Genomic DNA, 7,497 nt, shown 5'->3' with positions numbered 1-7,497 from the left:
CTCGGCGCCCTCGCCGCGGCCGGGGGGTACGCCCTGCAGGCCGGCAGCAGGGCGGTCACGGCGATCCGCGAGGCGATCACGCTCCCGAAGCCGGTGACGAGCGCGACCGTGCCCGCCTCCGCCCAGTTCGACATCGACGGCCTGCCGCCGGTCGTCACGCCGAACGCCGAGTTCTACCGCATCGACACCGCCCTGGCCGTACCGGCCGTCGACCCGTCGAGCTGGAGCCTCCGCATCCACGGCCTCGTCGACCGGGAGGTGACGCTCACATGGGACGAGCTGCTCGCGCTCCCCCTCGAGGAGAGCATCACGACGCTCACGTGCGTGTCGAACGAGGTCGGCGGCGGGCTCATCGGCAACGCGGTGTGGCTCGGATATCCCATCCGGGAGCTGCTCGCCCGCGCGGCCCCGACGGCCGAGGCCGATATGGTGCTCTCGCGCAGCGTCGACGGCTTCACCGCTTCGACGCCGCTCACGGTGCTGCGGGACGACCGCAACGCCATCCTCGCCGTGGGGATGAACGGCGAGCCGCTGCCGGCCGAGCACGGCTTCCCCGTGCGCATGGTGGTGCCCGGGCTGTACGGCTACGTCTCGGCCACCAAGTGGGTGGTCGACCTCGAGGTGACGCGCTTCGATGCGGTCACCGCCTACTGGACCGACCGCGGTTGGAGCGAACGCGGTCCGATCAAGCTCTCGTCCCGCATCGACGTGCCCCGCACCGGCCAGCCGCTCACCGCCGGCCCGGTCACCGTCGCGGGGGTGGCCTGGCAGCAGCACGTGGGCATCGAGGCGGTCGAGGTGCAGGTCGACGACGGCCCATGGAAGCCGGCGACGCTCGCCACGGCGATCTCGGACGACACGTGGGTGCAGTGGCGCTACGACTGGGATGCCACGTCGGGCGGCCACACCCTCCGCGTCCGCGCGACCGCGGCCGACGGCGAGGTGCAGACCGCCGACGTGCAGGGCGTGGTCCCCGATGGCGCCACGGGCCTCGACGAGCGCAGCGTCCAGGTCAGCTGACCGCTCCTCCACATCCACGGTCGGCCGACGGGTCGGCTGGGCCGTGGCGGCAGGACCCCACCGCGATCGCCCGACGGGCTTGAATTCCGAGACATGTTTCCCTTCAGGAAGTTCCGGCACTTCGGCACTTCGGCACTTCGGCACCGGTTTTCACAGGGAAACATCGCTCGAATCCGAGCGCATCGGCGCGGAGAGGACAGGACGAGCCCGCGAAGGGGACGAAAGGGAGCGGCACGGCCATGCAGGAGAAGACGATCAAGATCGACGAGCACACCGACGAGCTCGTCACGCAGTTGGCCTACTTCATGCGGGGTTCGAAGAAGTCGATCGTGCGGGAGGCTGTGGCGGATTTCGCCGAATCCCACCGCGGGGTGGGCGAGCGCGTGGGAGCCAGCACGGCGAGCGCGGTCGGCGCAAGCGATGCGCTCGGCGCGAGCCATGCGCTCGGGCCGAGCCATGCGCTCGGCCCGAGCCATGAGGTCGGCCCGAGCGGACGGACGTTCGACGACCTGGACCCGTACGAGCGACTCGCGCTGCGGCGGAGCGAGCTGATCCGGGAGTTCGCGCGGCACGGCGGCACGAACGTTCGCGTGTTCGAGCGCGACCCCGAGTACGCGTCGGGAGCGGCCGCCGCCGAGGAGGCGGCGTTCGAGGAGATCCTGCTGCTCGCCGACACGGACCTCGACGCAGGCAGCGGCGCCGTGCCCATCCTCGAGGAGGTGGCGCGGCGCGTGCTGCGGAGCCGCGTCACGGTGCTGTCGCTCACCGCGCTGCGCCTCTTCGATCCGGCGCGACTCGAGCGAGGGCTCGCCGGGTCCCAGCCCCTGTAGACGGGAGTGACGCCGATCAGGCGCACCGTCAACGGGCGGTGTAGCCGCCGTCCACGAGGTGGTAGCTGCCGGTGATGAAGCTCGCACCGTCGCTCGCGAGGAACGCCACCAGGTGCGCGACCTCGTCGGGCTCACCGAGCCGGCCGAGCGGGTGCATGCCGACCAGGAACTGCTGGGCGGCATCGTCGAGGCTCGCGTCGATCAGCGGCGTCTTGATGAAGCCCGGGCCGACCGAGTTCACGCGCACGCCCTGGTCGGCGTACTCGAGCGCGGCATTCTTCGTGAGGCCCACGACGCCGTGCTTGGCGGTGACGTACGCCGACGAGTTCGCGAATCCCACGCTGCCCAGGATCGACGCGATGTTCACGATCGCGCCGCCGCCGTTCGCCGCGATCGCCGGGAGCTGGCGCTTCATGCCGTGGAAGATCGAGTTGAGGTTGATGTCGATGACCCTTGCCCAGCTGTCGTCGGGGTACTCCCCGATCAGCGCAGAGGCGCCGCCGATGCCCGCGTTGTTCACGGCGATCCGCAGCGGGGCGAGCCGATCGGCCGCCTCGACGGAGGAGTCGATCCACGCGGCATCCGTCACGTCGCCGACAGATGCCTCGGCTCGGCCACCGGCATCCGTGATCTCCGCGACGACCGACTGGGCATGATCGCCGTCGAGGTCGTTCACGATCACCGCGGCGCCGCTGTCGGCGAGTCGAAGGGCGATCGCGCGCCCGATGCCGCTGCCCGCTCCCGTCACGATCGCCGAGCGTCCGGACACGTCGTACGTGGCCATGATGGGATCCTTCCCGGGCGGGCGCGGAACCGGGAACCCTTCTCGGCCGGTCCGTCCACGGCCAGCCTAGGGAGGTCCTGCGGCCTGGGCTCGAGGGTTGACGAACCGGCCGAAGTGCGCTCGCCTCGATCGATCAGGGCGTCGCGGCATCCGGATCCGCGAAGCGCGCGAGCAGGAGCAGGGCGATCTCGCGCTGCCGGAGCAGGAAGCGGCGCTCGTCGAGCTTCTTGCGTCGCAGCCACGACGTGACCTCGTCGTTGCACTTGCTCGCGTTGCACGACCCGCACGCCGGCACCACGTTCTGGAGCGTGTACCGGCCACCGCGCGAGATCGGCAGCACGCAGTCGCGCTGCAGGGCGCGAGCCGCGACGCCGCAGTAGGCACAGCCGCCCCACTCGGCGGTGAGCGCCGCCCACTGTCCATCGGTCAGGTCGTGCGCGACCCGGCCCATGCGGCGCTTGCGTCGTCGCGCGTACACCGCAGCCCGTGATCGACTGGCCGCCATGCCCGCAGACTAGCCGTCGTCAGAGCGGCGGGGTGCGCGGCGGCGGGGTGCGGCGCGAGCCCGTCGCCTCGAACGCGGCGGCGAGCGAGAGGAGGGCCGTGTCGTCGTAGGCGCGTCCGGCGAACGTGAGGCCCACCGGCATCCGGATGTCGGCCATGGTGCCCATGGGCACCGTCACCGTCGGGATGCCGAGGTGCCGCGGCACGAGGTTGCCGTTCGCGACCCAGACGCCGTTGCGCCAGCCGAGGTCGGCTGAGGCCGGGTTCACGTCCATGTCGGCGGGGCCGACGTCGGCGACCGCCGGGAACACGACCGCGTCGAGACCCAGGTCGTCCATCCATGCCTCGAGGTCGACGCGTCGGGTCTCCTCGAGGCCGCGGAGCCCGTCGGGCAGCTCGGGCATGTCGGCGAGGGTGGCGGCGCGATGCGATCGAGCCCATTCGGGATACTCCGCGATGTCGTCGTCGAAGCCGGTGTAGCGGTCGGGCAGCGCACCCTCGGGGTGCGGGAAGATGCGGGCACCGTCGACGTCGGCGAGCGAATGCAGCGCGGGGTCGCCGTTGGCGTCGAGGAAGTCGTCCCACGACCACGCCGACAGGTCGACGATCTCGCGGCGCAGGTACTCGGGGGAGACGAGCCCGCGCGTTGCGATGGTCGGCGCGCCAGGGCGGTCGCCCTCGTAGTTCGACACGACCGGGAAGTCGACTACGAGGACCTCGGCGCCGGCCGCCTCGAGATCGCGGCGGGCGGCCTCCCAGAGTTCGACCACCGACGGCCGCGTCTCGATGCGCTGCCCGGTGGCGCCGCCGATGCCTGGGCTGCGTCCGGGCTCGGCCGCTCCAGCGTCGGGATCGGCGTTCACGTACATGCGCGGGATGCCGAACCGCTTGCCGGCGAGCGCGGAGCGGGCCGCCTCGGGATCGGGCGCCCCCGCGGCATCCGTGGGCAGCAGTGCGACGTACGAGACAGGGCGAACCACGGACGACCGCGGGATCGACACCCACGGCTGCACGCGCCAGAAGTCGCCGCGCGTCTCGGGGTCGTCGGCGACGATCACGTCGAGCACTTCGAGCAGGTCGGCCATGGTGCGGGTGTGCGGCACGACGACGTCCATCGTGGGCACGAGCGGCCAGTTGCCGCGCACCGAGATCACGCCGCGAGACGGGGTGTAGGCGCACAGCGCGTTGTTGGACGCCGGCGCGCGGCCCGACGACCACGTCTCCTCGCCGAGGCCGAACGCCGCGAACGACGCCGCCGTCGCGGTGCCCGAGCCGTTCGACGAGCCCGAGCCGAACGCGGCCGTGAGGTACTCGGCGTTGTACGGGCTCTCGGCGCGGCCGTAGACGCCGCGCTGCATGCCGCCGTTGGCCATGGGCGGCATGTTCGTGAGCCCGATGAGCACGGCGCCGCCCGCCCGCAGCCGCTCGATCGTGAACGCGTCGCGCTGGGCGACGAGGTGCTCGAACGCCGGGCTTCCGGCGGCGGCCGTGAGACCGCGCGCGAGGTAGCTGTCCTTGGCCGTGTACGGGATGCCGTCGAGCGGACCGACGGTCTCGCCGCGGGCGCGGCGGGCGTCGGAGGCACGAGCGTCCTCGAGCGCCGACGGGTTCATCACGACGAGCGCGTTCAGGGCGGTCCCCGTGCCCGGGCGGTCGTACGCCTCGATGCGGTCGAGGTAGGCGCGGGTGAGCTGCTCGCTCGTCATCCGTCCTGACTCGAGCGCGGCGCGCAGGTCGGCGATCGACGCCTCGACGACGTCGAACGGCGCAGCGCTCATCGCGCCTCCTCCACCGGGAGCGCCGGTTGCTGCTGCGTGATGCAGTGGATGCCGCCGCCACGGGCGAAGATCTCCCGCGCGTCGATCGTGACCACCTGGCGGCCGGGGTACGCGTCGGCGAGGATCTCGCGCGCCGCGGCATCCGCCCGCTCCTCGCCGAAGCCGCAGGCGATCACGCCGCCGTTCACGACGAGGTGGTTGACGTAGCTCCAGTCGACGAAGCCCTCGTGATCGCGCAGGGTGTCGGGAGCCGGGAGGTCGACGATCTCGAACGGGCGGCCCGCGGCATCCGTCTCGCCCTCGAGCTGCGCACGCAGGTCGCGCGTCACCTCGAAGTCGGGGTGCTCGGGGTTGCGCTGCGCGTGCAGGAGCAGGCGGCCTGGCGACGGGATCGTCGCGACGATGTCGACGTGGCCGTTCGTGCCGAAGTCGTCGTAGTCGCGCGTGAGCCCGCGCGGCAGCCAGATCGCCTTGGTCGTGCCGATCGTGCGCGCGAGCTCGGCCTCGACGCGAGCCCGGTCGGCGTAGGGATTGCGGCGCGGGTCGAGCTGCACCGTCTCGGTGAGGAGCACCGTGCCCTCGCCGTCGACGTGGATGCCGCCGCCCTCGTTCACGAGCACGCTCGACACGAGTTCGGCGCCCACGCGATCGGCGACGACGCGCGCGATCTCGGCTGACTTCGTCCACTCGGCCCAGTCGGGCGCGCCCCAGCCGTTGAAGATCCAGTCGACGGCGCCGAGCACGCCCGGGCGCTCGTCGTCGAGGACGAACGTCGGACCGAAGTCGCGCATCCAGAACTCGTCGAGCGGCGCCTCGACGAGCTCGATCGCCCCGTCGAGCATGCGGCGGGCCCGGGCCGTCTCGGACGGGTCGACGACCATGACGAGCGGCTCGAACGGCACGATCGCGTTGGCGACCGCACTCCAGGCCGCGTAGCCGGCCTCGCGGTCGGATTCGCGCTCGCCGAGGGTGAGCCCCTCGCGCGGGAACGCCATCCACGTGCGGTCGTGCGGCGCGGTCTCTGCGGGCATGCGCCAGCTCATGCGGGAACCTCCAGGTTGCGGTGAGCGGATGCCGCGGCATCCGTCGTGGTCTCATCATGGTCGTCGCGGTCGGCGTTGCGGTCGTCGTTGCGGTCGGCGGCGGGGCCCGCGGATGCCGCGGGGCGCCGTGCCGGGTCGCGGTACGGGTTCGTCGTGAACCACAGCACCGCGTAGATGCCGCCGCCGAGGATCGGCCCGGCGAACGCCGAGAGGTCGGCGCCGCCGAGGGCCGAGGCGATCGGCCCGACGTAGAGGGTCGTGTTGGCCATGAGCACGGCGAGCGTCGTGGCGACGACCATGGCGATCGTGCCGGCCCAGAACCAGCCGCCCGAGTACCAGAACGGGCTCGCGCGGCGCTCGTCGCTCAGCGCCACGCCGTCGTAGCGGTTGCGGCGCAGCCAGATGTCGACGGCGTACACGGCGACGAGCGGCCCGAGCACGGTGACGCTGAGCTCCAGCGACGCGTTGAGCGTGTCGAGGAAGCTCGGCGCGAGGAAGACCGCCCATCCGGCGAGCGCCGTGGCGACGAGGCCCGTGACCACGACGGTGGCCGCACGCGAGACGCGGAAGCCCAGACCCTGCGCATAGAGCCCGGTCGAGTACGCGACGAGCACGTTGTTGGTGATGCTCCCGAGCACGACGATCGCGAGGAAGATCGGGGTGAACCACCCCGGCACGATCTCGCCGATCGTGAGCTGCGGGTCGGTCATGTCGATGGCCGTCGCGGCGACGATGCCGAGGGTGCCGATGAGCACCGCCGGGATGAACCCGCCGAGCGCCGTCCACCAGGCGACCGCGCGCTTCGACGTGGACTGCGGGAGGTAGCGCGCATAGTCGGCGCCGGTGCCCCACGACAGCGGGCCCGAGGCGATGATCGCGTAGCCGAGAAGCAGCATGGCCCAGTGCTCGCCGACGGGCATGGGCGCCGGCGTGTACGAGAAGTCGGCGGCGCCGAGCACGAACACGGCGAGCACCACGAACGCCACGGCGAGCGCGGCGGAGAACACGGGCGCGAGCTTCAGGATGGTGGCGTGCCCGTAGACGCTGAGCACGAAGCTGAGGGCGGCGACCACCACGAGCACGATCCACTCGGCGCCGGCGGGCAGCGGCACGCCGAGGATGCCGAGCAGGGCGTTCGCAGCGAGGGTGGCCACGGCGATGTTGATGATCTCGTAGAACAGGCCGATCGCGACGCCGAGTCCCCCGCCGAAGACGCGGTTGCCGCGGATGCCGAACATGGCGCGCATGACCGCCACGCTCGGCGTGCCCGACGCCGGCCCGCTCACCGCGAGCCAGCCCACGGCGGCCCACCAGAGGTTGCCGATGACGGTGATCGCGAGCGCCTCCCAGATGGAGAGGCCGAGCAGCACGAGCACGCCGCCGAGCACGAAGTAGAGGTAGTTCACGTTCGCCGACATCCAGACCCAGAACAGCTCGCGCGGGCGGCCGTGCCGGTCGGAGGGCGGGATGACATCGATGCCGTGCTGCTCGACGTGACCGACGCGGTCGGCGGCGGGCTCGGCCGGCCCGGCGGGCGC

7 protein-coding genes are annotated in these 7,497 nt (G+C 72.1%); 2 read left to right on the top strand and 5 right to left on the bottom strand.

Going from position 1 to position 7,497, the window contains the following annotated elements; genetic code table 11:
* Positions 1-1,020 (top strand): molybdopterin-dependent oxidoreductase (locus GH736_RS13890; RefSeq protein WP_159604271.1); only part of this gene is annotated, 1,020 nt, incomplete at its 5' end.
* Between the two features lie 239 nt (positions 1,021-1,259).
* Positions 1,260-1,850: a hypothetical protein gene (locus tag GH736_RS13885; protein WP_159604269.1), complete on the top strand. Its 591-nt coding sequence runs from the start codon at positions 1,260-1,262 to the stop codon at positions 1,848-1,850.
* A gap of 28 nt (positions 1,851-1,878) precedes the next feature.
* Here the strand turns inward: GH736_RS13885 and GH736_RS13880 are convergent, their stop codons facing one another.
* The 5 genes from GH736_RS13880 to GH736_RS13860 all read right to left on the bottom strand — a co-directional run.
* Positions 1,879-2,634: an SDR family NAD(P)-dependent oxidoreductase gene (locus GH736_RS13880; RefSeq protein ID WP_159604267.1), complete on the bottom strand. Its 756-nt coding sequence runs from the start codon at positions 2,632-2,634 to the stop codon at positions 1,879-1,881.
* Between the two features lie 133 nt (positions 2,635-2,767).
* Positions 2,768-3,139, bottom strand: a complete 372-nt coding sequence (locus tag GH736_RS13875; protein ID WP_159604265.1) for an HNH endonuclease — start codon at positions 3,137-3,139, stop codon at positions 2,768-2,770.
* Between the two features lie 19 nt (positions 3,140-3,158).
* Positions 3,159-4,916 carry an amidase gene (locus tag GH736_RS13870; RefSeq protein ID WP_159604263.1) on the bottom strand — a complete coding sequence of 586 codons (1,758 nt, stop codon included), beginning with the start codon at positions 4,914-4,916 and terminating at the stop codon, positions 3,159-3,161.
* On the bottom strand, positions 4,913-5,959 hold the full coding sequence (locus tag GH736_RS13865) for an agmatine deiminase family protein (RefSeq protein ID WP_159604261.1): 1,047 nt from the start codon (positions 5,957-5,959) through the stop codon (positions 4,913-4,915). Before GH736_RS13865 ends, GH736_RS13870 begins: the two co-directional genes overlap by 4 nt.
* The coding region (locus GH736_RS13860; protein WP_159604259.1) for a purine-cytosine permease family protein at positions 5,956-7,497 on the bottom strand (1,542 nt) is incomplete at its 5' end. The genes GH736_RS13865 and GH736_RS13860, both read right to left, overlap by 4 nt.

It is taken from the genome of Agromyces humi (genome assembly GCF_009720255.1).
Lineage (GTDB): Bacteria > Actinomycetota > Actinomycetes > Actinomycetales > Microbacteriaceae > Agromyces > Agromyces humi.
The sequence above is the reverse complement of the archived record's forward strand: the minus strand, read 5'-3'. Positions and strand labels throughout refer to the sequence as shown.

Bases quoted from the DNA above. Each gene is read 5' to 3' on its own strand.
- GH736_RS13885 (WP_159604269.1), top strand. From the start codon at position 1,260: ATGCAGGAGAAGACGATCAAGATCGACGAGCACACCGACGAGCTCGTC.
- GH736_RS13880 (WP_159604267.1), bottom strand. From the start codon at position 2,634: ATGGCCACGTACGACGTGTCCGGACGCTCGGCGATCGTGACGGGAGCG.
- GH736_RS13875 (WP_159604265.1), bottom strand. From the start codon at position 3,139: ATGGCGGCCAGTCGATCACGGGCTGCGGTGTACGCGCGACGACGCAAG.
- GH736_RS13870 (WP_159604263.1), bottom strand. From the start codon at position 4,916: ATGAGCGCTGCGCCGTTCGACGTCGTCGAGGCGTCGATCGCCGACCTG.
- GH736_RS13865 (WP_159604261.1), bottom strand. From the start codon at position 5,959: ATGAGCTGGCGCATGCCCGCAGAGACCGCGCCGCACGACCGCACGTGG.